Source organism: Spiribacter halobius, assembly GCF_020883455.1.
Classification (GTDB): Bacteria; Pseudomonadota; Gammaproteobacteria; order Nitrococcales; family Nitrococcaceae; genus Sediminicurvatus; species Sediminicurvatus halobius.
In genome coordinates, this window is sequence record NZ_CP086615.1 from 1,396,391 (window position 1) to 1,418,943 (window position 22,553).

Genomic DNA, 22,553 nt, shown 5'->3' on the forward strand with positions numbered 1-22,553 from the left:
GCCGACGGGAGCGCTGCCCCGGGCCAGCCGTCGCGCCATGCCTGCGGCCGTGGACCGCCGCCGGACGCGGACTACGCTCTTGGGAGCGGCGTCGCGGTGGCCGCGACGCGATTCGGGAAGGGGTATGCAGCGATGAATCGGACGAACCTGCGCGTGCTGCAGCGCGTACTGGCCCAAGAGGCGGGTTACGCGGACAGCATCGACGGCATCCATGGGCCGCGTACCACGGCCGCGGTGGAGCGCATGCTTGCGGCCAGGGCGGCGTCGCTGCCCGACGGTGCGGACCGCTGGTCGGCCCGTCGCCGGGCCGTCGCCTGCCTGCAGCTGGCCTGCCACGAGCACGAAATCGACGCCGGCGCCATCGACGGCCTCTGGGGCCCGCAGACGGACTTCGCCGCGGATGCCCTGGCCGAGCGCCTGCGCACCGGCGAGGCGCCCGTGCCCTGGCGGGAGGAGACGCCCGCGGACCACAACCCCAACGGCTGGCCCGCGGAGGAAGGGGTGCAGGCCGCCTTCGGGGCGCCCTGTGAGGTGTCGCGGGTTACGGTCCCCTGTCCGTGGCGCCTGCAGCTGGCCTGGGATATGCGGCAGTCGGTGAGCGGCATCAGCTGCCACGAGCGCGTGGTGGAGAGCCTCGCGCGGGTGCTGCAGCGGGTGCACGGGCTTTACGGCGAGGCGCGTCTGCGGGAGCTCGGCCTGCACCGCTACGGCGGCTGCTACAACTGCCGGCGCAAGCGCCGAGGCACCACCTGGTCCACCCACGCCTGGGCGGTGGCCATCGATTGGGATCCCGCCCACAACCGCCTGGCCTGGGGGCGGGATCGTGCCCGGCTGGCACGACCCGAGTACGAGGACTGGTGGCGCTGCTGGGAAGCGGAGGGCTGGGTCAGCCTCGGCCGCCATCGCAACTTCGACTGGATGCACGTGCAGGCGGTACGGATCTGATGCTCTTTCTGATCACGAACGTTGCTCAGCCCTATCTCCCTCGCACGCATCTGCGGTGCCGGCCGCTCCCGCCCCAAGCCACCCTGCCGGCGCCTGTGCCGCCTCCGGCGGGTGGTGTTGCCGTAATGCTGGCTGGGGCACGTACGTAATCAGGATGTGTTATTGCCGCGCCGGCTCGGTGCGGCACTGCGTGCGCGGGAACAGGGGCAGGCAGGCCGCGGTGCCCACTGCGATGGCCGCGAATGCCAGGAAGGCCGTGGCGTGCCCGAAGCGGCTGATCAGCATGCCGGCGAGCGGCGAGCCGACGGCCTGGCCCACCGCCACGGCGAGGAAGGGCACCACCGGCCCGAGGGCCGCCCGGGTCGGCACCAGCCGGATGCCGGCGATCACGTAGATGGCCGTGAGCGACATGTAGGCGACGCCGAACAGCGCCGCCGAGGACAACGCCACGGCGAGCCTGCCCGGGAAGAGCGTCACGATGACCAGCGCCGCGGCCAGGACCAGCAGGGCCAGGCTCTGGGCCGGGCCCGCCCCGTAGCGGTCCGCGGCATCACCGGCCATGGCGCCGATCAGCCCGGCAAGCCCCAGGGTGAGCCAAAGCCAGCCCGACACGCCGCCGCCCATGCCGCCCTGAGCGACCACCATGTCCGGTGCGAAGACCCAGTACACGGCGCTCGCCACGCCCATGCCGAAGGCGACCGTCGCGAGCCTTGCCAGCGCCACGAACTGGTCCCGCGCCAGCGGCACCTCCCGGCCCCCGTCGCTGCCTACCGGCGAGGCATGCCGCGGCAGGTAGCGCCAGGCGGCCACCAGGCAGGCCGCGGCCACGGCTGCGAAGGCCACGTAGGTGGAGCGCCAGGCGTTGGCGAGCGCGAAGGCCGTTGGCACCGAGACGGCGACGCCGAAGCTCGTGCCGGCGTTCATGACCGCGGTGACCCGCCCCTGCAGGGGCAGTGCCACGCTGGTGCCGAGCCCTGCCGAGAGCGCCGGCATCATCAGCCCGGTGCAGACGCCACAGGCAAAGACCCCAATGGCGAGGGGCAGGGCGCCGGCGGACTGGCTGATGGTGGTCAGCCCGGCGATGCCGAGACCGCTGGCGAGCATGGCGGTGCCGCGCGGACCGAGCCAGTCGGCGAGGTGGGCGGCGACCAGGCTCGTCAGCGCGAAGCTCACAAATGCCATCGCGCCCACGGTGCCCATGACGTCGGCCGTGAGCCCGAGCTCGGCGCGGATGGGTGGCACGAACAGCCCGAAGGCGAAGCGCGCGACGCCGTAGCTCATGGCGATCAGGCCGGCGCCGAGGGCGGCATAGGCGGTGGCGGAGGGTGCCTTCATGCCGGGCTTCCGTGCGTCGGGCCCGCGGCTGCGAGCATTTCCCACAGCCGCTGCATGACCCGCTCCGGCCCGAGCACCGGCACCAGCGCATTGGCGCCCTCGAGGAGCATGAGAATGCGCTCGGCCTCGGCTTCGCCGGCCGGGGCGCCGTCCCGCTCAAGCGCTGCCTGGATGACGCCGGTCAGCTCCTGCTTCAATGCCCGGCCCACGGTGGCGATGCCGCTGGCGTGGCGCTCGAACTCGGCGATGGCCTTGATCACCATGCAGCCGGCGCGGGCTTCGGTTCGCAGCCACCGGCCATGGCACTCGATCACTCCGGTGACTGCGGCCCCCGGTTGGGCGCCGTTGACGGCCTGGATGAGATCGTCGCGGTAGCGACCCTGCCGGCGTATCAGGGTGGCCTCGATCAGCGCTTCCTTGGACGGGAAATGCTTGTACAGCGTCATCCGGGCGACACCGGCCTCCGCGATGACCCGGTCCACGCCGGTGGCGTGAAAGCCTTCCTCGTAAAACAGCCGCTCGGCGGTGGCGAGCAGCTGTTCGCGCTTCGTGGGTCGCATACCGGCTCCAAATCTGGATAGAACGGTCAGTCTACTTCATCGATTGGGCAGTGGCTAGACTGTCTATCTCGCCGATCCGCGCCCGGAGCCGCGAAACGGGACACTAGGTGCAGCGGGTGGCGGTGCACCGGCACAATCGGGGACCGGTAGGCCAGGCACGGCACCTGCCGGGGCATGGCGGGACGAGAGTGACCGAGGTCGCACGCGGGGGGACCAGGATGGGCGGAAAGGGGCGGTCACCGCGCGACCGGCGCGCGGGCGGCGGGCGCGCGTGATGCGAACGCTCCTGTGGCTGGGGCTGCTGGCCGGCTTCGCCCTTGCGGCCGCCGCCTTCTGGCGCACCGACCTGGCCGAGGCGGCGGTGCACCGCTGGCTTGCCAGCGCGGGATTCCCCGAGGCGGCCGTCAGCGTCGCCGAGCTCGGCTGGACGCGCACGGCGCTGGACGGGGTGGACCTCGGGCCGGGGGCACCCGAGGCCGGGCGCGTGGTCATCACCTACCGGCCCGCCGGCCTCATCGCCGGGCAGCTGGTCGCCGTGGAGGTCCATGGGCTGCGCGTGCCGGTGCAACCGGGCGCGCGGCGGCCACTGCCCTGGCTGCCCTCGCGAACACGGGCGGCCGCCACGTCCCCCGGCACCGCCGCGGCGAGGCTGCCGCCGCTGCCCGTCGACCGCGTCCGGATCGTTCAGGGCAGGCTCGATGTCACGGCCTACGGTGAGTCGATTCGGGTCGGGTTCGACGCCGACCTGGACGCCACGGACGGCTCGCCGCGCCTGAGCGCGGAGGGGGTGGCGAGGGCGGCGGGGGTGCGCCTGCGGTTCCAAGCGAACACCAACGGCCTCACGCGCGGTTCGACCCTGGCCATGACCATCGACGGCGAGGTGAGCGCGACGGAACTGGCCTGGCCCGCGGAGCTGCCCGGCCGGCCGGATGCCGGTCGCGTTCGGCTCCGCGGCGAGTACCGGGGGCGTGTGCCCGAGGCGCTGTCGTCCCCAGTGGGGCTCGAGGCGCTGACGCAGGCCGAGCTGGATCTCGAGCTGGCCGTGGCTTCCTGGCGGGTGCGCGGTCTCGATGCGTCGGCAAGCGGTCGCTTGGCGCTGCGCTCCGCCGCGGCCACCCCGGGGCTGGACGCTCACGTGCTGGAGCCCCTGGTGCTCACCGGGTCCCCGTCGGCGGATGTTCGGGCTTTTCTGCCCCTCCCGGACGGGCTGGCGAGCGCTCTGGCGGGCATGGAGCGGCTGGTGCTGCAGGAGCCGGCAGGCGCCGACGGCCCCCTGCTTGCCCTGCGTCCCTCCGCCGACGGGTGGCGCAGCGACTGGCGGGCACGGCTACGGGCGGAGCAGGGCGAGGGCCGGGTGTGGCTGTCCGGCCAGGGGGGCCTCGACCACGGCCGTGACGCATGGCTCGAGTCCGCCACCGCGGAGCGGCTGGAGATCGAGGCGCAGGGGCTGCGGCTCGGCGCAGCCCGCCTGGAGCGACTGCAGTTTGCGGGCAGCGGGGCCTGGAGCAGGGCGGACTTCCATGCCGACGCCGAGGTTCAGGGGCGGCTTTCACGGTCGGCGGAGGCGGGCGCCGGCATCGGTGGTGACTTCCAGCTCGCGCTCCGTGCCGAGCCCGGCGATGGCCCCGATACGGCTCGCGTGTTCATGCGGGAATCGGGACGCCTGAGGCTGACCTCGCTGCCGCCGATGGCCGGGCTGCGCCTGTCCACGCCCATCACGGTGGAGCTGCTCTCGGGCGAAGGGACTCTGCGGGAGGGCGTCTGGACCGGTCGCCTGCGCGTCGCGCCCGGCGCGGTGAGCGGGCTTGTCACCGCCGGCGAGGGGGACGGCCAGGCGTTCCGGTCGTCGCCGGGGGTGATCGAGCTGGTGGCGCATCATGCCGGCACCACGGCCCTGCGGCTGATCGCTGGGGAAGCCGCCGTGCAGCTGTCGGGGCCGGGAATCGAGCTGGGGGAGGTGGCCGTGGACGTTGCCCACGCCCCGCCGCGGGGGCTTTCCGGGAGCATCGAGCTCGGGCGCATCAGCCATCAGGTTTCGCCCCCGGCCTTTGCGCCGCTGCGGGTGGCGGCCCGACTCTCCGGAGACCTCGACCGCTTGCGCCTGGAGGGCGAGGCCGGCGCCCTGGGCCACGACGACGTCCGGGTACCGCTGCAGCTGCGCCACGACGCAGGGACAGGCGAGGGTGAGCTGGTGCTCGGCCCGGGCAGCCTCGTCTTCCGGCCCCGGGCACTCACGCCGGCCGATCTGGTGCCGCGGCTCGGGGTGATCGAGGAGGCAACCGGCGAGCTGCGCCTGGAGGGCCGCCTGGCCTGGGGCGCGGGCCCGCCGGAGAGCCGCCTGACGCTCGAGCTCAGCATGGCGGAGCTGCAGGCGGCCGGCGTCGGCGTGCAGGGTCTGGAGACCGCCCTCGAGCTGACCGGCCTGCCGCCGGTGCGCTCGGCGCCGGACCAGCGCCTGAGTATCCGCGAGCTGCGCGCGGGCGTGCCGGTTACGGACATCCGGGGCCGGTTCCGCCTGCTTGACGCGGGCACCGCCGACGGCGCGCCGGCGCTGGATGTCGCCGAGCTGGAGGCGGACTTCGCCGGGGGCAGCCTGCGTCTCGCCGATGCCCGGTTCCGGCTCGGGCAGCCGGCGCAGCGGGCGACCATCGAGGTGCGTGAGGTTGCGCTGGAGCGGCTGCTCCCGGCCCTCGGCCTGGGCGAGGATGTGCGCGGAGAGGGGCGGCTGTCCGGCCGCATCCCGGTGCGCCTCGACGCGGAGGGCGTGGCCATAGCCGAGGGCGAGCTGCAGGCCCGCGAACCCGGGCGGCTGCAGGTGCGGCTGCGGGAGACCGGCCAGGCCCTGGCGCGCCAGGCGCAGGAGATGGAGCTCATGATCCGGGCGCTGGAGGACTTCCGCTACGAGGTGCTCGCCGCGGATCTCGAGCGGGACCCCGACGGCGAGCTGCGCCTGGGGCTGCAGCTCGAGGGCAGCAACCCGGACGTGCTCGAGGGGCATCCGTTTCGCTTCAATATCACCCTGAGCGGCAATCTGGACCCGGTGTTCCGGGCCTTGCGCCTCGGCGGCGATATCGGGGCGGGCTTCCTGCAGGAACACCTGCGCCTGCGATAGCGGGCGTGGACCGGGGGCAGCGCTTGCCCTTGGCCTCGCCGCCTCGCACACTGCGGACAGCCTGCGTTGGGCGCCGAGCCATACCCGCCCCGCGGATCGTTGTGACACGCGGACCCAGCCGGAGGTCGTACACCATGCGTTTTCCCCTGACCCTGGCCATGCTGCTGCTGGCGGTGGGGTGCACGCCGACGGTGCGCATGGAGGCGCCGCGGGAGCCGATCACCATCAACCTCAATGTCCAGCTCGATGCCGACGTCCGTGTGCGCCTGGAAGAGCAGGCTCAGGAAGACGTGGCGAGCAATCCGGACATCTTCTAGCGCGGAGGCGCCGATGAACGCGAACGTCCTGCTGCGTCGACTTCTGTTCGCGCTGCTGCTTGCCCTCCCGCTGGCCGCCGCGGCCCAGTCCCTGGACGAGTTCCGGGCCGAGGGGATCATTGCCGAGCGCTTCGACGGGTATGTGGAGGTGCGCACCGACGACGCCCCCGCGGCGGCGCGGCGGCTGGTGGAGGAGGTCAACGCGCAGCGCCGAGAGCTCTACCGGCAGCGCGCCGAGAGCCAGGGCGTGCCCGCGGACGAGGTCGGCAAGGTCTACGCCGAGACCATCATGGAGCGCGCCCCGGCGGGTACCTACTTCCGCATGCCTGGCGGGCACTACGTCCGTCGCTGAGACGTGACAGTATTTCCCAAACGACGAGTAAGCCTGCAGGAGCGGCGCCCTCGCCGCGAATCTGGCCCGCGAGAGAAGATTCGCGGCGAGGGCGCCGCTCCTACAGTGCTTGATCGGGCGTTCGGCGGCTGATCACCGGCGTTGTTCAGCGCTTACCTAGCGCCCCACGCCGGCCCGGCCTCTCCGGCCTTGCCCCGATATCCTCCTGCAGGTGCTCGCCGAGGCGCTCCAGCTCGCGGCGGGCGCGTCGCTGGCGCCAGGCCCGGAACCAGCGGCCCACGGCCTGCCCGAGCTCCAGCGGCGGCATCGCCGGCATGTAGAAATAGTCCACGGGTGGCAGCGCGGGCTCGCGGTGGCGGGGCGTGCGCTGGCTGCACTGGCGGTTCTGCTCGGCCATGGCGACATCCTCCTTCGTCCGTAGTGGGCGCGGCGGGCGTGTGGTGCGCTTCGCCGACGCCAACAGAATGTGGTCGACGGGTAGTTGAATCAAACGAAAAGAATTAAATTGCGGGTTCAGCGAGATTGAACACGGAGGCGCCATGAGTGTCCGCGCCGAGGCCGCCGTCGGCGGCAGCCTGCCGCTCCTCGAGCACGACGTGCTGCGCAGCTTCGTCGCCATCGCCGAGACCGGGAGCTTCACCCGGGCGGCGGAGCGGGTGTTCCGCTCGCCCTCGGCGGTGAGCATGCAGATCAAGCGCCTCGAGGAGACCCTGGGCCGACCGGTGTTCGTGCGCGAGCCGCGCCAGGTCCGGCTTACCGCCGAGGGTGAGGCCCTGCTCGGCTATGCGCGGCGCCTGCTGGACCTGAACGAGGAGGCGGTGGCGCAGTTCCTGTCGCCGCCGGTGGGCGGCACGGTGCGGCTGGGCACCCCGGACGACGTCGGCACCCGCATCCTGCCAGGGGTGCTGGCCCGCTTTGCGCGGACCCATCCGGCAGTGCAGGTGAACGTGGGCGTGAGCCGCAGCCTCGAGCTGCGGGCCCGGCTCGAGGCCGGCGAGCTGGACCTGGCGCTGATCACCGCCGGCAACGAGGGGCAGGACGACAGCCAGGGCGAGCTGGTCTACAGCGAGCGCCTGGTCTGGGCGGGGCGGGAAGGCGGCGTCGCGGTCCAGCGCTCGCCGCTGCCGCTGGCACTGGCGGAGCGGGGCTGCGCCTGGCGCGGCATGGCGCTGGCGGCGCTGGATCACCACGACCGCCCCTATCGCATCGCCTACACCAGCGAGCACTGCGCCGGCCAGGAGGCGGCCATGCTGGCGGACATCGCCATCGCGCCGTTTCCGCGCAGCCTGGTGCGCGCGCCGTTGCAGGTGCTTGGCGAGGAGGCGGAGCTGCCGCCGCTTGGCGCCTACCAGATCCTGCTGCTGCGTTCGCCGCGTCGAAGCGAGGCGGCGGACGTTCTGGCCGATCACGTCGTGGAGCGGTTCCAGGCCTTCTCGACTTAGTGCGGGCGGGCCCGCACCCCGTCCGGGGGAGGGGGAGCCTGCGCAGGCCTCCGCTCATCGGCATGGCTTGCTGCTATGTCTGACATGAACTATAAAAAAGCAGACATGAGGAGGAGGGAGCACGACGGATGAGCGAGAGCGCCCGTCGTCGAAACGGTCTCGATCGTGGCGAGCAGGTGGCGGAGAGTCTCGCCGCCCAGCTGTTCGGCGGTGACTATCCGCCCGGCAGCTATCTCCCCCGCGAGACCGACCTCTGCACCCGCTTCGGCCTGAGCCGCGCGTCCGTGCGCACCGGCCTCCAGCAGCTCACCGCCCTCGGCATCATCACCCGCATCGCCGGCAGCGGCACGTTGGTCAACGAGTATCGGGACTGGGACGTGCTGGACCCGGTGGTGACCCGCTGGATGGCGGATTACGCCATGCCCAACCCGGAGTTCGTGCGCGAGATCTTCGAGTTCCGCCTGGCGGTGGAGCCGTTCATCGCCAGCGTCGCCGCGAGCCGCGCGACGGCGCACGATCTGGTGGGCATGGAGGAGGCGTTCCAGGGCATGGAGCGCAGCCTTGCCGGCGGCGATCTCAGCGCCGGCACCGAGCCCTTCAGCGAGTACGACGTCGCCTTTCACGAGGCCATCTACCGCGCCACGCACAACGTCGTCTGGACGCAGCTCGCGCACATGCTGCGCCCCTCCATCAAGCTGGTGATCAGCCAGAGCAACGACACCGCCGACGAGCTGCAGGACAGCCTCGCGCGGCACCGGCACCTGATGGACTGCATCCGCCTGCGCCGCCCGCAGGCGGCCTATGACGCCGCGCTCAGCGTCATGAGCCGCACCGCCTACGATCTCAATCTGGATGCTTCGGGCAACACCATGCCCGCGGCGGTGCCGGCGCGAGTGCCGGCGCGCTGATTTCCCGAGCCCGGCCCGCCACCGTACGGTGGGCCATCTTTGACTGGACTGAGGAGGAGAGACCCATGTCCGATCACAAGCCCCTGAAACCCCTGGCCCTTGGCATCGCCGCGGCCCTGGCCTTCGGCACCGCCGGCAGTGCCCTGGCCCAGACCTACGAGTGGACCTTCCAGACCTCGGAGACCAGCGGCGAGCCGCAGTTCGAGATCAAGAACGAGTGGGCCGAGAACATCGAGCGCATGAGCGACGGCCGCATCTCCATCGAGATCCTGTCGGTGGGGGCGGTGGTGCCCTTCGATCAGACCCTGGATGCGGTATCCAGCGGCATCCTGCAGGGCCATCTGACCGACCCGAGCTACTTTTCCGGCACCAATCCCGCCTTCGGCATGCTCGGCAACCTGGTAGGCGCCTGGGGCGACCCGCTGGAGTTCCTCGAGTACATGCAGTACGGCGGCGGCGAGGAGATCTATAACAAGCTGGTGAACCCCTACGGCGTGCACCTCATCGGCGCTGCGGCCACCGGCCTCGAGGCCCTGCCGTCCAGCCGGCCGATCCGCAGCATCGACGACCTCGAAGGCCTGAAGATCCGCGCCCCCCAGGGCATGGTCTACAACATCTTCGAGAAGGCCGGTGCGGCACCGGTGAACCTGCCCGGCTCCGAGGTCTACTCGGCGCTGGAGAAGGGCGTCATCGACGCCACCGACTATACGGTGTTCGCCACCAACCACGACCAGGGCCTGCACGAGTTCGCGCCGTACCCGAACTACCCGGGCTTCCATTCCCTGCCCATGGTCTCGGTCTCCATCAACAAGGAGATCTGGGACGGGCTGCCGGACGACCTCAAGGCCATCGTCGAGACCGCCACCGACGCCCTGGCCTATGACCTGGTCTTCCGCCTCAAGGAGCGTGACCTCGAGGCCGTGGCCGAGGCGCGGCAGGATCCGGACATCGAGATCATCGACCTGCCCGCCGAGGAGCGTGCCGAGTTCCGCCGCATCGCCCAGGAGGAGTGGGCCGAGTGGGCCGAGCGCAACGATCTCACCCGTGAGATCTACGACTCGGTGACGGCCTTCCTGGAGTCCCGCAACCTGATGTAGGCCGCCCTGCGGCATCCGGCAAGGCGGGCCGCCAGGTGTGGCCCGCGAGCCCGGAAAGCTCACCGATTCGTGCCCGCAGCCGCGAATCGGTGAGCTATCCGGGCTAGCCCGTGAGGGAGGCGCACTATGGCCAACGAATCCGAGACCGAAGCAGGCCCCCAGGCCACCCACCTGGAGTCGGCCCTGGAGGGCACCCGGACAGCGCTGGACCGCGCGGTCTGCCGGGCGGGCCGCGGCATCGCGTGGCTGATCTTCATCGCCATGGCGATCAGTGTCGCGGAGGTGCTTGCCCGCTATGGCTTCAACAACCCCACCTCCTGGGTGCACGAGTCGGTGGTGTTCCTGGTGGCGGTGATTTTCGCCTTCGGCGGCCCGGCGGCGCTGGCCAAGAACCGCCACATCCGCGTACGCGTCATCTACGACTATGTCTCGCCGGCGCGGCGCCGCTGGATGGACGTGCTCAACGACGGCGTCACGCTGCTGTTCTGCGTGGCGATGAGCTACGCCGCCTACGTCATGTTCTGGCGCTCCACCCACGACCCCATGGGCAACTGGACCCTGGAGCGCTCCGGTACCAGCTGGAATCCGCCCATCCCCTCGCTGATCAAGGGGGCGATCCTGGTGGCGCTGGCGGTGATGACCGTCCAGGCCCTGCTGCACTTCATCCAGTCCCTGCGCGGGAACGGACCCGGCCAGCGCGAGCCCACCGCGCCGGCGCGGGATACGGCGATCTGACATGGATATCCAGACGGCAACGATTCTGCTGGTGGGGCTGATCTTCCTCGCCCTGCCCACGGGGCTGCCACTGGCCTTCATCACCGGTCTCGTGGCGCTCGGGTTCACCTTCGGCTGGTTCGGCACCAACGCCCTGCCGCTGGTCACGGCCCGGGTCTACGGCTTCATCACCGAGTACTCGCTGGTGGCGGTGCCCATGTTCGTTTTCATGGCGGCGCTGCTGGACCGCTCGGGCATCGCCAAGGACCTGTTTAACGCCATGCGGGTGTTCGCCGGGCGTCTGCCCGGCGGGGTGGCGGTGCAGACGCTGGTGGTGGCGTTCTTCCTCGCCGCCATGTCCGGGATCATCGGCGGCGAGATCGTCCTGCTCGGCATCCTGGCGTTGCCGCAGATGCTGCGCCTCGGCTACTCGCGGCAGATCGCCATCGGCGTGACCTGCGCCGGGGGCGCGCTGGGGACGATGATGCCGCCCTCCATCGTGCTCATCATCTACGGCCTGCTGGCGAGCGAGTCCATCGCCCAGCTGTTCACGGCGGCGATCACGCCGGCCGTGATCCTGATGCTCTCCTACATGACCTATGTGCTGGTGCGCTGCTACCTGAACCCGGCCATGGGGCCGCCGATGAGCGCCGAGGAGCAGGCTCGCGGGGCGATGAGCCGGCTGCAGGCGCTGAAGTCCATCGTGCTCCCGGCCGGTGTCGCCTTCATGGTGCTCGGCACCATCTATGGCGGCATCGCATCGGTCACCGAGGCGGCGGCCATGGGCGTGTTCGGCGTGCTGGTGGTGGTGCTGATCCGCCGTGAGTTCTCCATCCGGCTGGTGCACGAGAGCGTGTTCCAGACCCTCACCACCTGCGGCATGATCGTGTGGATCGGTATCGGCGCGGCGACGCTGGTCGGCGTCTACAACCTCATGGGCGGCAACCGGTTCGTCTCGTCGGCCATCCTCGGCATCGACGCGGCGCCGGTCGTGATCATCCTGGTGATGATGGCGATCCTGCTGGTGCTCGGGCTGTTCATGGACTGGATTGGCATCGCCATGCTGACGTTGCCGATCTTCGTGCCCATCGTCGAGCAGCTCGGCTACGACCCGGTCTGGTTCGGCATCCTCTTTGCCGTGAACATGCAGGTGTCCTTTCTGAGCCCACCGTTCGGGCCGGCGGCGTTCTACCTGAAGGGCGTGGCGCCACCGGAGATCGAGCTGCAGGACATCTTCGTCTCGCTGCTGCCGTTCATCGCGATCCAGATCGTGGTGCTGGCGGCGCTGCTGTTCTTCCCCCAGCTGGCCATGTGGCCCCTGACCTGAGGCGGAGACCATGCGCATCACCCGGCTGCAAACCTGGCAGATCCCGCCGCGCTGGCTGTTCCTCAAGATCGAGACCGACGAGGGCGTTGCCGGCTGGGGCGAGCCGGTGCTGGAGGGCCGCGCCGCCACGGTGGAGGCCGCCGTGCACGAGCTCGCGGACTATCTGGTGGGGCAGGACCCGCGGCGCATCGAGCACCTCTGGCAGACGCTCTACCGGGGCGGCTTCTACCGTGGTGGCCCCGTGCTTATGAGTGCCATCGCCGGCATCGACCAGGCGCTCTGGGACCTGAAGGGCCGTGCGCTCGGCGTGCCGGTGCACGAGCTGCTGGGCGGCGCCTGCCGCGAGCGCATGCGCATGTACGCCTGGACCGGCGGCGACCGGCCGGGCGAGGTGGCCGCCGGGGCGAAGGCGCTGGTGGCGGAGGGCTTCACTGCCTTCAAGATGAACGGCACCGCCGAGCTCGCCATCGTCGACAGCCACGCCCGCATCGACGAGGCCGTGGCCCGCGTGGCCGAGGCGCGGGCGGCGGTGGGGCCGGAGGTCGGCATCGGCATCGACTTCCACGGCCGCGTGCACCGGCCGATGGCGAAGGCCCTGCTGCGGGAGCTCGAGCCCTTCCACCCGATGTTCGTGGAGGAGCCGGTGCTGCCGGAGCACCTGCACTGTCTGCCGCAGATCACGGCGGGGCTCGGCTACCCCATCGCCACCGGCGAGCGCCTGCACAGCCGCTACGACTTCCGCCCGGTGCTGGAGGCCGGATGCGTGGACATCGTCCAGCCCGACCTCAGCCACTGCGGCGGCATCACCGAGGGGCGCAAGATCGCCGTGCTGGCCGAGACCTGGGACGTGGCACTGGCGCCGCACTGCCCCCTTGGGCCGTTGACGCTGGCGGCCTCCCTGCAGGTGGACGCCGTAAGCCACAACGCCTTCATCCAGGAGCAGAGCATGGGCATCCACTACAACGTCGGCAACGACGTGCTGGACTATCTGCTCGACCCCGCACCGCTGCGCATCGAGGGCGGCTACTGCGCCATCCCGCAGGGGCCCGGCCTCGGCGTGGAGATCAACGAGGCCTACGTGGCCGAGCGCGCGCGGGTGGGTCATCGCTGGCGCAACCCGGTCTGGCAGCACGCCGACGGCAGCGTGGCGGAGTGGTGACGGCTATGCACGCAGCGCTCGACAATGCCCTCGCCGAGCTGCCGCTGGTGGCCATCCTGCGCGGGGTAACGCCGCAGGCGGTGCTGCCGGTGGCCGACGCCCTGCTGGCCGAGGGCTTCCGGCTGATCGAGGTGCCGCTGAACTCGCCTGATCCCTGGGCCAGCCTGGAGCGCCTGGCCGCACACTGCCCCGAGGGCGTGCTCGCCGGCGCCGGTACCGTGCTCACCGCCGATGATGCCCGCCGGCTGGCGGTCACCGGCTGCCGGCTGCTGGTGACGCCGAACACCGATGCCGAGGTCATCGCCGCTGCGCGGGCGGAGGGGCTCGCCACCCTGATCGGCTGCATGACGCCCACCGAGGCCCTGGCCGCGACGACGTCGGGCGCCGATGCCCTCAAGCTCTTCCCCGCGGCGAGCCTCGGCCCGGGCTACCTGCGGGATCTTCGCGCCGTGCTGCCGCCGGCGCTGCCGGTGCTCGCGGTCGGTGGCATCGATGCCGGCAATCTGGGGGACTTCCACGCTGCCGGGGCCCGCGGCTTCGGCCTCGGGTCCAATCTCTACAAGCCGGGCCGCCCGCCGGAGGAGGTGCGCGCGCGGGCGCGCGACCTGGTCGCCGCCTGGCGCGCGCTGCCTCCCGGTTGAGCGCCGAGCGAGACTCTGACGGAGACCGATCATGACCGACGCCTCTGACCGCCCCCGCCTGCGCAGCCAGGCCTGGTTCGACAACCCCGATGAGCCGGGGATGACGGCGCTCTACCTCGAGCGCTATCTGAACTACGGGCTCACCGAATCGGAGCTGCGGTCGGGGCGGCCGATCATCGGCATCGCCCAGACCGGCAGCGAGCTCGCCCCCTGCAACCGTCATCACGTGGAGCTCGCCCAGCGGGTGAAGGACGGCATCCGCGATGCCGGCGGCGTGCCCATGGAGTTCCCGATCCACCCCATTCAGGAGACCGGCAAGCGGCCCACCGCGGCGCTTGACCGCAACCTCGCCTATCTGAGCCTGGTGGAGGTGCTGCACGGCTACCCCATGGACGGCGTCGTGCTCACCACCGGCTGTGACAAGACCACGCCGGCCTGCCTGATGGGGGCGGCCACGGTGGATCTGCCTGCCATCGTGCTCTCCGGCGGCCCGATGCTGGACGGCCAGTTCGCCGGCCGGCGGGTCGGCTCCGGTAGCGTGATCTGGGAGGCGCGCCGGCTCTACGCCGCCGGGGAGATCGACTACGAGCGCTTCATGCAGATGGCCGCCGCCTCGGCGCCGAGCGCCGGGCACTGCAACACCATGGGCACCGCGCTCTCCATGAACTCGGTGGCGGAGGGGCTCGGCATGTCGCTGCCGGGCTGCGCGAGCATCCCTGCGCCCTACCGCGAGCGGGGGCAGATGGCCTACCGCACCGGCCGCCGGGCGGTGGAGCTGGTGCTGGAGGATATCCGCCCCTCTGCGATCCTCACCCGCGAGGCCTTCGAGAACGCGATCCGCCTGTGCTCGGCCATCGGCGGCTCCACCAACGTGCCGGTGCACCTGATCGCCATCGCCCGCCACATGGGCGTGCCCCTGGACATCGAGGACTGGCAGACCCTGGGTTACGAAATTCCGCTGCTGGTGAACTGCCAGCCTGCCGGCGAGCATCTGGGCGAAGGCTTTCACCGCGCCGGCGGCGTGCCCGCGGTGCTGCACGAGCTGCTGGGGCAGGGGCTGCTGCATGGCGAGGCGCTGACCGTGAACGGCCGTACCCTTGCCGACAACTGCCGCCAAGCCGGGTCCGGTGACCGCGACGTGATCCGACCGTTCGACGAGCCGCTCATCCACAACGCGGGCTTCCTGGTGATGTCCGGGAATCTGTTCGACTCGGCGCTGATGAAGACCTCGGCCATCAGCCGCCACTTCCGCGACGCCTACCTGTCACGGCCGGGCGCCGAGGGCATCTTCGAGGGCCGTGCCATCGTCTTCGAGGGGCCGGAGGACTACCACGCCCGCATCAACGATCCGGCGCTTGGCATCGACGAGGACTGCGTGCTGTTCATCCGCAACTGCGGCCCGGTCGGGTACCCGGGCTCGGCCGAGGTGGTGAACATGCAGCCGCCGGACGCCCTCATCCGCAAGGGCGTGAAGGAGCTGCCCTGTATCGGTGACGGCCGCCAGAGCGGGACCTCCGGCAGCCCGTCGATCCTCAACGCCTCGCCGGAGGCGGTGCGCGGCAGCGGGCTTGCGGTGCTGCGCACCGGTGACCCGGTGCGCATCGACCTCAACACCCGGCGGGTCGAGGTGTGCCTGGATGCCGACGAATACCAGCAGCGTCTCGCGGCCTGGGAGCCGCCGGCGCTCACCGACCAGACGCCCTGGCAGCAGCTCTACCGCGCCAACGTCGGGCAGCTCGCCCAGGGTGCCTGCCTGGAGCCGGCGGTCGCCTTCGTGCGCATCGACCAGACCCGCGGCCTGCCGCGCCACTCGCACTGAAGGAGTTGGCCATGAACCCCGTGGTGGTGACCGCCGGCGAGTCCATGATCCGGCTGATGGGGGCGGAGGCCACACGCCTGCGCCATGCCGACAGCCTCACCGTCGGCATCGCCGGCGCCGAGAGCAACCTCGCCATCGGCCTCAGCCGGCTCGGGCACGCCGTCGCGCTGATCACCCGCCTAGGCGACGACGAGCTCGGCGAGCTGGTGCTCCGCCGCATCGCCGCCGAGCGCGTCGACCTGCGCGGCGTGCGACGCGTCCACGGTGCGAGCACCGGGCTGCTGCTTCGGGAGCAGGCACCCGAGGGCCAGCGCGTCTACTACTACCGGCACGGCTCGGCCGCGTCCGGGCTGTCCCCGGATGACGTCGATCCCACCCTGCTGGCCGGGGCGCGGGTGCTGCATCTCACCGGCATTACGCCCTCGCTCTCCGCGAGTGCCCGGGCGTTCTGTGATGCCCTCATGGTCGAGGCGCGCGGTCAGGGGCTGATGGTGAGCCTGGACGTCAACTTCCGCTCGCGGCTGTGGCCGGCCGAGGCCTGTCGCGGCTGGATCGAGGCGGCGCTGCCGGCGGCGGACCTGCTGTTCATCTCGCGGGAGGAGGGCGAGGCACTCTGGGGGGCGGTGGACCAGGCCCTGCTGGAGCGGCTGGCCGCCGCGGGGCCGCGCGGCGTCATCCTCAAGGGCGATGGCGCCGACAGCCTGGCATGGGTCGAGGGCCAGCTGCATCGGGCGCCGCTGCATGCCGTCAGCGCCGTGGACCCGGTGGGCGCGGGGGATGCCTTCGCGGCGGGCTATCTCGATGGCTGGCTGGCGGGCCGGCCCCCGGAAGCCTGCCTGCGCCAGGCCAACGCCATGGGCGCGATCTGTGTCACCGGGCGGGGGGACTACGAGGGGCTGCCGGAGCGCGCGAGCCTGGAGCGGTTCATGGCCGGGAGCCACGAGTTGGGGCGCTGACGCGCATCGGTGAGCCGGCGGGAGGCCACGGGATCAACGCTGCACCGCAGGGCGGCGTTACGCTGATGCCTGGTCGCCGGCGGGTGCCGGCGGCGGCTGCGCCGGTATCGCCGCCACCACCCGGTTGCGTCCGCCGCGCTTTGCTTCGTAGAGGGCCCGGTCGGCGCGCCGGTAGAGCGCGTCGAACCGTGTTTCCGTGCCCGGCGTGCTGGTGGCGACGCCGATGCTGACCGTGACCCGCGGGAAGTGCGGCGCCCAGGGCTGCGCCTCGCCCTCGATCCGGGCGCGGATGCGCTCGCAAAGGGCCAGTGCCTCGGCCTCGCCGGTATCCGGCATCAGCAGACCGAACTCTTCGCCGCCGAGGCGCGCGACCATGTCCGCCGCCCGCACCGATGCCGTCAGACGCTCGGCGAGCTGGCGCAGGGCGCGGTCACCGGCCGGGTGGCCATCACGGTCGTTGATCGACTTGAAATGGTCGACGTCAATCAGCGCGACGCTTACCGGCCGGCCGTTGCGGCGATGCTGGGCCAGCACCCAGTCCGCCCGCTGGAGCAGCGCGCGGCGGTTGGGCAGCCCGGTGAGGGCATCGGTGATCGTTAGCCGCTCCAGGGCATCGCGCTGGCGGAGCATGCCGCTGACCGCCGCCACCAGCGCCCCGATGATGAGCAGCAGCAGGAAGCCGAGCCCGGTGACTACGGTGGCGAGGAGGGCGGCGAGCCGCTGCTGCGCGGCCGAGGCCTCGTGGTTCGCTGCGTGCAGGGTGCTGTAGGCATAGGCAAGCTGCGACTCCACCCGGCCCGCCACCTGAATGAAGTCGCTCAGCCGCTCCGGGGCCTCCAGCACGCGATAGGTCAGCAGCCGCAGCTCGGGCAGCTGTGCCAGCGCCTGGTCGAGCGCTTCCCGGGCCTCGGTGGTGTCGCCGGGGCGGAGGCCGAGCCGCTGCAGCCCGGCGCGCAGGGCCGTGGCCTGATTGTGTACGTTGTTCAGCGCCGCCGTCATCTCCCGCTGATGGAAGCGGCTCGGCGCTTCGCGCATGGCCTCCGCCGCGCGACGCAGCGCGGCCACCTGCTGCTGCCCGCGCACGATGTCGCTGGCCGCCGCCGTGTGGTCGGCGCCGAGCCGCTGGTCCACTTCGGTGGCGAAGACCCAGAGCGCCAGCCCCGTGCCCAATGCGATCAGCAGATAGGTCCCGACAAGCGCAGTGCGCAGGCGCCAGCGCGCCATCAGAGCGCCTGCAGCTCCACGATCCCCCAGATCCACTGGGTCATGCTGGGGTGCCCGTCCATTACCGCCTCGGCGTCTTCCGGGACCACCAGCATGAGCGGCCCGAAGGCATCCCGCGGGATGGGCTCGCCGTCCAGCCGCGTCACCAGCAGATAGGCCTTCTGCCGCAGCTCGTCGGGGTTCAGGAACACCGTGTAGCCGTCCTCGGCCACGAGGCGGACGCGCTGGAATCCGCTGATGTCGTGCTCATCCAGCAGCGACGTCAGCCGGACTCCCAGGAAACGACCCTCCGGCCCCTCGAAGTGCCGGAACCGCGATTCGTACAGACCCGCCGCCTCGATGTCGGCGAGCGACAGGCGCTGGCGCTCGCCGTGATCCCTGATCGTGAGCACGGGGGTGGTATCGCTGGACGGGCTGGCGTCGCTCGGGCGCAACTCCGCCGCCTGGGCGCCGAAGAACAGGCTGAGCATGAGCAGGCCTGACGCCAGGCCAGGGATGTAGGCACTCCGCACGGGCCGCGGGCCTCCTGAAGTCGCCGTGGAGAGCGCGGATTGTGGCATAGGGCACGCTTTGCGGGCAGTGCGCTCCGGACGGACGCGACGCTTCGGCGATGACCGGCAGGTCAGGGTGGCGATACGGAACCGGTGTAGACCGGCTCGCAGTCGTCCGGGGTCAGTGCCTCGACGCCGCGTTCCACCAGGCTGGTCAGCGGGCCGAGCAGCGAAGCCACCATGCTGGTCTCGGCGATACCCGGGTCGGCAAAGGTGCCGGTGATGGCCTGCTCCATCACCGCGCAGCCTCGCTCGTCCACCAGCAGTACACGGAAGTCCTGAAACCGCTGCTCGGGGATGTCCAGTGCGCCCAGCGCCGCCAGGCGGTTGCTCCCGGTGGCCAGGGCCACATCTTCCACCGCCGCGATGCCGTCGGTGATCCGCCAGACCGAAGCCAGCTGCCGGATCTGCGTGCTGCCGTCGCCGCCTCGTAGCAGTCGCGTGTAGTCGTAGCCCTTGGTGACGGCGAGACCGGCGGGCCCGGCGAAGAGGAAGGCACCGACGTCCACCAGATTGAAGCGCTGGGTGGAACGGTATTCGGCGAGCCGCTGGTCAAGGTCCACCCCTTCCACGCGAAGCGACTCTCCACCCAGCCGGATTCGCCCGTTCAGGCTGCGGGTGAGCCCCGCCCGGTCGTGTCCCCGAGCCTCCAGGGTCACCTCCAGGTCCATGCGGCCGCTGGCCTCCGCCTCGCTGGCGAGGTTGTTGAGGAAGGCCTCCAGCGCAAAGCCGCGCAGGCGGTACGCGAGCTCGAAGGCGGGTGTGCCGCCGGTGACGTCCGCCCGGAGCTCACCGTCCAGCTCGCCGTCGAAGATCGCAGCGCGCAGCGGGGTGGCGGCGAGCTGACCACCGTCGGCTTGCAGGTTGGCGTGGAGCCCGGAGATGACGAGCGCTCCGCGCTGCACCCGAGCGCACTCGAGCGCGCCGTCAAGCCACAGGCGCTGCAGTGTTGCCCTGTCCGGCGCCGCGGCGAGACGGATCTGCGGCAGCGTCAGCTGACAGCCGTCGGCCTGAATCTCCGGACCCGTTGCCTCATCCCGATAGCGAAAGGAGGTGTCCTTCAGGCTGATTGCAGGGAGTGAGGGTGTCTCGCCCGCGGCATCGCCACCGCCTGCGGCGGGCCAGCTGCCCTCTTCGCCGCGGACCAGGTGGATCGCGGCACCACTCGCGTGCACGGCAGCGAGGCTCACCGTGCCCTGCAGCAGCTCCACGACCGATGGCCGCAGCCGCAGGCGCTCGGCGCGGAATAGCGGGGTTTCACCGTCGCCGACGCGGACTGCGTCGAGCGTCAGCGCAGGCCCGGCTAGCAGGTCCAGCCCGACAGCGCCTTCGATACGGACGTTCTGGCCGAGCGCCTCCGATGCGGTACGCTCGAGCCGCGGTCGCAGGAAACCCAGGTCCATTGCGGTCGCGGCGATCAGGGCGACTGCAACCAGCGCCAGGAGAGCCACCGTTGCGAGGAGGGCGCGCCGGGAGCGCAGTGGGCCCGCGTGGCGGGTCGCCGATTCGGCCGGGCTGTGGGGCATGGGGGAATCCTTTGCGAGCTCTGACGGCCAGTATAGGGAAGCGCTGCGGCGGTACTCCGAAGCAGGGCAGGCAGGCTCCGAAGCAGTGAACAGGAGGCCATCAGGGCAATGAAGGAAGCGCGACTGTCGCGGCTGCGCATGGGCGGTGCGGTTAGCAAGGCCGACTACCGGCGGCTGCTCAAGGCCTGGCAGCTGGATCTGCTCACCCTGCAACAGGGCTTCCTGCGTGATGGCGGGCGGGCGATCGTCAATATCGAGGGTATGGATGCTGCGGGCAAGGGCGGTGCCGTGCGCCGGCTGGTGGAGCGGCTGGATCCGCGCGGCTACAAGGTCTACCGGATCGGTCCACCGGATCCGCGCGATCAAGCCAAGCACTACCTTTACCGCTTCTGGCAGCGTCTGCCGGCACCTGGCGAGCTGGTGATCTTCGACCGCTCATGGTACGGGCGGGTGCTGGTCGAGCGTGTCGAGGGGCTCGCCCGGCCGGCCGAGTGGCGGCGCGCCTACCGTGAAATCAACGATCTCGAGCGGACCCTGGTGGACGACGGCGTGGTGCTGTGCAAGCTCTGGTTTCACATTGACCCTGACGAGCAGCTGCGCCGGTTCGAGGAGCGCCTGGAGGACCCGTTCAAGCGCTGGAAGATGTCTGAGGACGACTGGCGCAACCGGGCACGCTGGGACGACTACATCGCCGCGGCCGAAGAGATGTTTCGCGAAACCGACACCACGCCGGCGCCCTGGAGCGTGATCGGCGCCAACCATAAGCGTTATGCGCGACTCGCCGCCCTACGCGTCGTGGTGGAGGCCCTGGCGTCCGCCGCAGGTCGCCAGGGCACGGAACCGGCGCTGTCCCGCCGGCGCCTGCCGTGATCCACGCAGGCTGCGGCCGGGCGGGTATGCTGCGCCCATGGATGCCGTCACACGAGGCCATGCTTCGCAGTCCCCACCGCGGGTCGAGGTGGTGATCGAGATTCCGCGCGGGAGCTTCCTCAAGCGCGGATCCACGGGTCACGTCGACTTCGTCTCGCCGCTGCCGTGTCCGTTCAACTACGGCTCGGTGCCGGCCTGGCTGGGTGGGGAGGGGGATCTGCTGGATGCGGTGGTTCTGGGGCCTCGCCTTGCCATCGGCACGCGTCTGACGGTGCCGGTCCGGGGGGCGGTGGGGCTCGCCGAGCGGCGGCTCTACGACGACAAGCTGATCTGCAGCGAGCAGCCGCTCGGGTGGCGGACACGTGCCGCCGTCGTCGGGTTCTTCCGCGTCTACATCTGCGCCAAGCGCGGGCTCAATCTCCTGCGCGGACTCCCCACGGACGGCCGCTGTACGGGATGGGGCGCGGCGCAGGCGGCGCTGCAGCGCGCGTCACCCCGCCCGAGCGACTGGCGCGGACCACCCGTACCGTTCTAAGGTCGTCGTCGCGATCCCATTGCGGGCCCGGTGCGTCGCGGCCCGGCAGAGCACAAGGAACCCTTCCATGAACCAGTCCGACCCCCAGGCAGGCGTGCCGCTGACCCGCCTCGGCCGCAGCGGTCTCCACGTATCCCGCATCGCCCTCGGCACCATGATGTTCGGTGACCGCACGGATCGCGAGGAGGCCGCCCGCATCGTCGACGACGCCCGCGAGCGTGGCGTCAACATGATCGACACTGCCAACGCCTACTCCCACGGCCGTTCGGAGACCATCACCGGCGAGCTGATCGCCGCCGACCGCGATCGCTGGATCCTGTCCACCAAGGCCGGCATGGCCATGGGCGAGGGGCCGAACGAGCGCGGCGTCTCCCGGCGGCACCTGGAGCGCGCCACGGCGGCGTCGCTGGGCCGTCTCGGGACCGACGTCATCGACGTGCTCTATCTGCACAAGGAGGATCATGGCACGCCGCTGGAGGAGACCGTGCGCGCGGTGGCCGACCTCATCCGTTCGGGCCGCATCCGCTACTTCGGCGTCTCCAACTACCGCGCCTGGCGCGTCGCCCGGATCTGCGACCTCTGCGACCAGGAAGGCATCGATCGCCCGGTGGTGGCGCAGGTCTACTACCACGCCCTCTACCGCGCTGCCGAGCTCGAGCTGCTGCCGGCCTGTGCTGCCCTGGGTGTCGGCGTGATGGGCTACAGCCCGCTGGCCCGTGGCGTGCTCACGGGCAAGTACGTGCCCGGCGCCGAGCCGCCGGCGGACAGCCGCGCCGCCGCCGGCAACCGCCGCATGCTCGCCACCGAGTACCATCCGGAAAACATCGCGGCCGCGGCCCGTCTGCGGGAGCACGTGGAGGGCCGTGGCGGCGCGCTGGCGCCCTTCGCCGTGGCCTGGGCACTGGCCAACCCGCTGGTGCATGGCATCGTGGCCGGTCCGCGCACGCTGGCCCAGTGGCAGGGCTATTTCGCCGGCCTCGATCACGCGCCGGACGCCGACGACGAGTCCGCCGTAGACGCACTGGTCCCCCCCGGTACCAGTGCCATCGCCCAGTACGTGGACCCTTCCTACCCGCCTGAGGGCCGCCCCCGGGCGCCTTGAATCAGCTACGCTGAGGGCAGTAGTGGGGGGCCGGTTTCGTCGGCCCCTGCAGCGGGCCGGG

22 protein-coding genes are annotated in these 22,553 nt (G+C 71.3%); 16 read left to right on the forward strand and 6 right to left on the reverse strand.

Annotated elements, in window-relative coordinates; genetic code table 11:
* Positions 1 to 132: 132 nt before the first annotated feature.
* A complete protein-coding gene (locus tag LMH63_RS06340; protein ID WP_109679485.1) occupies positions 133 to 945 on the forward strand; it encodes a peptidoglycan-binding domain-containing protein in 813 nt (270 codons plus the stop codon).
* Positions 946 to 1,104: 159 nt separating this feature from the next.
* Here LMH63_RS06340 and LMH63_RS06345 read toward each other — a convergent pair whose 3' ends face one another.
* Together LMH63_RS06345 and LMH63_RS06350 are read right to left on the reverse strand one after the other, a co-directional pair.
* Positions 1,105 to 2,280 carry an MFS transporter gene (locus tag LMH63_RS06345; RefSeq protein WP_109679484.1) on the reverse strand — a complete coding sequence of 392 codons (1,176 nt, stop codon included), beginning with the start codon at positions 2,278 to 2,280 and terminating at the stop codon, positions 1,105 to 1,107.
* A complete protein-coding gene (locus LMH63_RS06350; RefSeq protein WP_109679483.1) occupies positions 2,277 to 2,840 on the reverse strand; it encodes a TetR/AcrR family transcriptional regulator in 564 nt (187 codons plus the stop codon). Before LMH63_RS06350 ends, LMH63_RS06345 begins: the two co-directional genes overlap by 4 nt.
* Positions 2,841 to 3,114: 274 nt before the next feature.
* Here LMH63_RS06350 and LMH63_RS06355 point away from each other — a divergent pair, with 274 nt between their 5' ends.
* The 3 genes from LMH63_RS06355 to LMH63_RS06365 all read left to right on the forward strand — a co-directional run bounded on the left by LMH63_RS06355 (position 3,115) and on the right by LMH63_RS06365 (position 6,621).
* Positions 3,115 to 5,952: an intermembrane phospholipid transport YdbH family protein gene (locus LMH63_RS06355; RefSeq protein WP_109679482.1), complete on the forward strand. Its 2,838-nt coding sequence runs from the start codon at positions 3,115 to 3,117 to the stop codon at positions 5,950 to 5,952.
* A gap of 134 nt (positions 5,953 to 6,086) precedes the next feature.
* Positions 6,087 to 6,269, forward strand: a complete 183-nt coding sequence (locus LMH63_RS06360; RefSeq protein WP_109679481.1) for a YnbE family lipoprotein — start codon at positions 6,087 to 6,089, stop codon at positions 6,267 to 6,269.
* A gap of 13 nt (positions 6,270 to 6,282) precedes the next feature.
* Entirely contained in the window at positions 6,283 to 6,621 is a 339-nt protein-coding gene (locus LMH63_RS06365) for a YdbL family probable chaperone protein (RefSeq protein WP_158280416.1), read from the forward strand.
* A gap of 145 nt (positions 6,622 to 6,766) precedes the next feature.
* Here LMH63_RS06365 and LMH63_RS06370 read toward each other — a convergent pair whose 3' ends face one another.
* A complete protein-coding gene (locus tag LMH63_RS06370) occupies positions 6,767 to 7,018 on the reverse strand; it encodes a hypothetical protein (RefSeq protein ID WP_109677185.1) in 252 nt (83 codons plus the stop codon).
* A gap of 142 nt (positions 7,019 to 7,160) precedes the next feature.
* On the opposite strand from LMH63_RS06370, the gene LMH63_RS06375 reads away from it, so the two are divergent.
* From LMH63_RS06375 to LMH63_RS06415, 9 genes are all read left to right on the forward strand, one after another.
* On the forward strand, positions 7,161 to 8,063 hold the full coding sequence (locus LMH63_RS06375) for a LysR family transcriptional regulator (RefSeq protein ID WP_109677183.1): 903 nt from the start codon (positions 7,161 to 7,163) through the stop codon (positions 8,061 to 8,063).
* A gap of 128 nt (positions 8,064 to 8,191) precedes the next feature.
* Entirely contained in the window at positions 8,192 to 8,971 is a 780-nt protein-coding gene (locus tag LMH63_RS06380) for a FadR/GntR family transcriptional regulator (protein WP_109677181.1), read from the forward strand.
* 65 nt (positions 8,972 to 9,036) lie between these two features.
* Complete coding sequence (locus LMH63_RS06385) at positions 9,037 to 10,068, forward strand: TRAP transporter substrate-binding protein (protein ID WP_109677179.1); 1,032 nt, start codon at positions 9,037 to 9,039, stop codon at positions 10,066 to 10,068.
* A 126-nt stretch (positions 10,069 to 10,194) separates the two neighbouring features.
* A complete protein-coding gene (locus tag LMH63_RS06390) occupies positions 10,195 to 10,803 on the forward strand; it encodes a TRAP transporter small permease subunit (protein WP_109677177.1) in 609 nt (202 codons plus the stop codon).
* A gap of 1 nt (position 10,804) precedes the next feature.
* Entirely contained in the window at positions 10,805 to 12,109 is a 1,305-nt protein-coding gene (locus LMH63_RS06395) for a TRAP transporter large permease (protein WP_109677175.1), read from the forward strand.
* 10 nt (positions 12,110 to 12,119) lie between these two features.
* Positions 12,120 to 13,268: a galactonate dehydratase gene (gene dgoD / locus LMH63_RS06400; RefSeq protein ID WP_109677173.1), complete on the forward strand. Its 1,149-nt coding sequence runs from the start codon at positions 12,120 to 12,122 to the stop codon at positions 13,266 to 13,268.
* A gap of 5 nt (positions 13,269 to 13,273) precedes the next feature.
* A complete protein-coding gene (locus LMH63_RS06405) occupies positions 13,274 to 13,909 on the forward strand; it encodes a 2-dehydro-3-deoxy-6-phosphogalactonate aldolase (protein ID WP_109677171.1) in 636 nt (211 codons plus the stop codon).
* 31 nt (positions 13,910 to 13,940) lie between these two features.
* Positions 13,941 to 15,728, forward strand: a complete 1,788-nt coding sequence (locus LMH63_RS06410) for an IlvD/Edd family dehydratase (protein ID WP_109677170.1) — start codon at positions 13,941 to 13,943, stop codon at positions 15,726 to 15,728.
* Positions 15,729 to 15,739: 11 nt separating this feature from the next.
* Entirely contained in the window at positions 15,740 to 16,684 is a 945-nt protein-coding gene (locus LMH63_RS06415; RefSeq protein WP_109677168.1) for a sugar kinase, read from the forward strand.
* A 57-nt stretch (positions 16,685 to 16,741) separates the two neighbouring features.
* On the opposite strand, the gene LMH63_RS06420 is transcribed toward LMH63_RS06415, so the two are convergent.
* The 3 genes from LMH63_RS06420 to LMH63_RS06430 form a co-directional block, all read right to left on the reverse strand.
* Positions 16,742 to 17,908 carry a GGDEF domain-containing protein gene (locus LMH63_RS06420; protein ID WP_109677166.1) on the reverse strand — a complete coding sequence of 389 codons (1,167 nt, stop codon included), beginning with the start codon at positions 17,906 to 17,908 and terminating at the stop codon, positions 16,742 to 16,744.
* On the reverse strand, positions 17,908 to 18,420 hold the full coding sequence (locus LMH63_RS06425; RefSeq protein WP_109677164.1) for a molybdopterin-dependent oxidoreductase: 513 nt from the start codon (positions 18,418 to 18,420) through the stop codon (positions 17,908 to 17,910). The genes LMH63_RS06420 and LMH63_RS06425 overlap by 1 nt, the downstream gene beginning before the upstream one ends.
* Before the next feature lie 110 nt (positions 18,421 to 18,530).
* Complete coding sequence (locus LMH63_RS06430) at positions 18,531 to 19,985, reverse strand: AsmA family protein (protein WP_109677162.1); 1,455 nt, start codon at positions 19,983 to 19,985, stop codon at positions 18,531 to 18,533.
* A gap of 108 nt (positions 19,986 to 20,093) precedes the next feature.
* Between LMH63_RS06430 and LMH63_RS06435 the strand changes: the two genes are divergently transcribed.
* From LMH63_RS06435 to LMH63_RS06445, 3 genes are all read left to right on the forward strand, one after another.
* Positions 20,094 to 20,855: a polyphosphate kinase 2 family protein gene (locus LMH63_RS06435; RefSeq protein ID WP_109677160.1), complete on the forward strand. Its 762-nt coding sequence runs from the start codon at positions 20,094 to 20,096 to the stop codon at positions 20,853 to 20,855.
* A 37-nt stretch (positions 20,856 to 20,892) separates the two neighbouring features.
* Positions 20,893 to 21,390, forward strand: coding sequence for an inorganic diphosphatase (locus LMH63_RS06440; RefSeq protein WP_109677158.1), 498 nt, complete (start codon positions 20,893 to 20,895; stop codon positions 21,388 to 21,390).
* Positions 21,391 to 21,457: 67 nt separating this feature from the next.
* Entirely contained in the window at positions 21,458 to 22,492 is a 1,035-nt protein-coding gene (locus tag LMH63_RS06445) for an aldo/keto reductase (RefSeq protein ID WP_109677156.1), read from the forward strand.
* Positions 22,493 to 22,553 lie beyond the last annotated feature (61 nt).

What these genes read in the sequence shown, in the direction of transcription:
- LMH63_RS06360 (WP_109679481.1), top strand. Translation starts at nt 6,087, where the DNA reads ATGCGTTTTCCCCTGACCCTGGCCATGCTGCTGCTGGCGGTGGGGTGC.
- LMH63_RS06375 (WP_109677183.1), top strand. Translation starts at nt 7,161, where the DNA reads ATGAGTGTCCGCGCCGAGGCCGCCGTCGGCGGCAGCCTGCCGCTCCTC.
- LMH63_RS06390 (WP_109677177.1), top strand. Translation starts at nt 10,195, where the DNA reads ATGGCCAACGAATCCGAGACCGAAGCAGGCCCCCAGGCCACCCACCTG.
- LMH63_RS06430 (WP_109677162.1), bottom strand. Translation starts at nt 19,985, where the DNA reads ATGCCCCACAGCCCGGCCGAATCGGCGACCCGCCACGCGGGCCCACTG.
- LMH63_RS06395 (WP_109677175.1), top strand. Translation starts at nt 10,805, where the DNA reads ATGGATATCCAGACGGCAACGATTCTGCTGGTGGGGCTGATCTTCCTC.
- LMH63_RS06380 (WP_109677181.1), top strand. Translation starts at nt 8,192, where the DNA reads ATGAGCGAGAGCGCCCGTCGTCGAAACGGTCTCGATCGTGGCGAGCAG.
- dgoD (WP_109677173.1), top strand. Translation starts at nt 12,120, where the DNA reads ATGCGCATCACCCGGCTGCAAACCTGGCAGATCCCGCCGCGCTGGCTG.
- LMH63_RS06345 (WP_109679484.1), bottom strand. Translation starts at nt 2,280, where the DNA reads ATGAAGGCACCCTCCGCCACCGCCTATGCCGCCCTCGGCGCCGGCCTG.
- LMH63_RS06340 (WP_109679485.1), top strand. Translation starts at nt 133, where the DNA reads ATGAATCGGACGAACCTGCGCGTGCTGCAGCGCGTACTGGCCCAAGAG.
- LMH63_RS06355 (WP_109679482.1), top strand. Translation starts at nt 3,115, where the DNA reads ATGCGAACGCTCCTGTGGCTGGGGCTGCTGGCCGGCTTCGCCCTTGCG.
- LMH63_RS06365 (WP_158280416.1), top strand. Translation starts at nt 6,283, where the DNA reads ATGAACGCGAACGTCCTGCTGCGTCGACTTCTGTTCGCGCTGCTGCTT.
- LMH63_RS06435 (WP_109677160.1), top strand. Translation starts at nt 20,094, where the DNA reads ATGAAGGAAGCGCGACTGTCGCGGCTGCGCATGGGCGGTGCGGTTAGC.
- LMH63_RS06385 (WP_109677179.1), top strand. Translation starts at nt 9,037, where the DNA reads ATGTCCGATCACAAGCCCCTGAAACCCCTGGCCCTTGGCATCGCCGCG.
- LMH63_RS06370 (WP_109677185.1), bottom strand. Translation starts at nt 7,018, where the DNA reads ATGGCCGAGCAGAACCGCCAGTGCAGCCAGCGCACGCCCCGCCACCGC.
- LMH63_RS06405 (WP_109677171.1), top strand. Translation starts at nt 13,274, where the DNA reads ATGCACGCAGCGCTCGACAATGCCCTCGCCGAGCTGCCGCTGGTGGCC.
- LMH63_RS06440 (WP_109677158.1), top strand. Translation starts at nt 20,893, where the DNA reads ATGGATGCCGTCACACGAGGCCATGCTTCGCAGTCCCCACCGCGGGTC.
- LMH63_RS06350 (WP_109679483.1), bottom strand. Translation starts at nt 2,840, where the DNA reads ATGCGACCCACGAAGCGCGAACAGCTGCTCGCCACCGCCGAGCGGCTG.
- LMH63_RS06445 (WP_109677156.1), top strand. Translation starts at nt 21,458, where the DNA reads ATGAACCAGTCCGACCCCCAGGCAGGCGTGCCGCTGACCCGCCTCGGC.
- LMH63_RS06420 (WP_109677166.1), bottom strand. Translation starts at nt 17,908, where the DNA reads ATGGCGCGCTGGCGCCTGCGCACTGCGCTTGTCGGGACCTATCTGCTG.
- LMH63_RS06415 (WP_109677168.1), top strand. Translation starts at nt 15,740, where the DNA reads ATGAACCCCGTGGTGGTGACCGCCGGCGAGTCCATGATCCGGCTGATG.
- LMH63_RS06410 (WP_109677170.1), top strand. Translation starts at nt 13,941, where the DNA reads ATGACCGACGCCTCTGACCGCCCCCGCCTGCGCAGCCAGGCCTGGTTC.